A 1336-nucleotide genomic window follows, 5' to 3' on the forward strand; every position below is an offset into this window, starting at 1 on the left:
CCACGCGCACGAACGCCAACGACTCGGCGGGCGAGGGGACCTGGGACGCCTCCGCGGGCGTGTGGTTCAGCGGCACCGCGGACTCCCAGACCGCCCCGGACGACTCCAAGGGCGCCCTGCCCTACGACACGTACCTCGTCGAGGAGCTCCCGTGCGCCGCGAACCAGGGGCTCCGCCTCGTGAGCATGACCGCGCGGGTCACGCGCGACGCCACCACCGTGGACCTCGGAACCGTCGACGACGACCAGGGGCCGCGCATCGCCACGACCCTCACCGGCGAGGGCGGCGAGCACCTGGCCGAGGCCGCCGAGCACGTCGAGCTCACCGACGAGGTCGAGTACGAGAACCTCGTGCCGGGGAAGGAGTACGAGCTCACGGGCACCCTCATGGACCGCGAGACCGGCAAGGCCGTGACCGGCGCGGACGGCAAGGCCGTCACCGCCACCGCAAGGCTCACCCCCAAGCTCTCCACGGGCAAGGCAAAGGTCACCTTCGAGTTCGACGCGACCGGGCTCGCCGGCCACTCCGTCGTGGCGTTCGAGGAGCTCAGCCAGGGCGGGAAGGCGGTGGCCACGCACGCCGACATCGACGACGAGGGACAGACGGTCCTGTTCCCGAAGATCGGCACCACCGCGGCGGACGCGGAGGACGGCTCCCACGACGCGGCTGCCGACGACGACGTGACCATCACGGACACGGTCGAGTACGAGAGCCTCGTGCCCGGGAAGGAGTACGAGCTCACGGGCACCCTCATGGACCGCGAAACCGGCGAGGCCGTCAAGGACGCGAAGGGCGAGAGGGTCACCGCGACAACGAGGCTCACGCCCGAGGAGCCGAGCGGCAAGGCGACCGTCACGTTCAGGTTCGACGGCTCCGACCTCGCGGGACGCACGGTCGTCGCCTTCGAGGAGCTCTCGCGCGAAGGCCACGTGTACGCCACGCACTCCGACCTCTCCGACGAGGGCCAGAGCGTCGCGTTCCCCCAGGTGAGGACGACGGCGAGCGACGCCGGTGACGGCGACAAGGTCATCGACGCGGCGCCCAGCCAGCGCGTCGCCGACACCGTCTCCTACTCCAACGTCACCCCCGGGACCGAGTACAGGGTCAGGGGGCACCTGCTCGACGCCGAGACGGGCAAGGAGCTCGCCACGGCGGAGACGACCGTCACCCCCGAGTCCGCCGAGGGCACCGCCGAGGTCGCCTTCGACGTGGACGGCACCGGACTCGAGGGGAGGAAGCTCGTCTGCACGGAGGAGCTCTCCCGCGCGGGCAAGGTCGTCGCCACCCACGCCGACCTGAAGGACGAGGGACAGACCGTGAGCCTGCCCGGCATCCA

At 71.4% G+C, this 1336-nt stretch carries 1 protein-coding gene; it reads left to right on the forward strand.

The window, feature by feature from the left end:
- Positions 1 to 1336 (forward strand): VaFE repeat-containing surface-anchored protein (locus tag FYJ68_RS09955; protein WP_154436126.1); only part of this gene is annotated, 1336 nt, incomplete at both ends.

This window comes from Olsenella porci, from assembly GCF_009695875.1.
GTDB lineage: Bacteria > Actinomycetota > Coriobacteriia > Coriobacteriales > Atopobiaceae > Olsenella_H > Olsenella_H porci.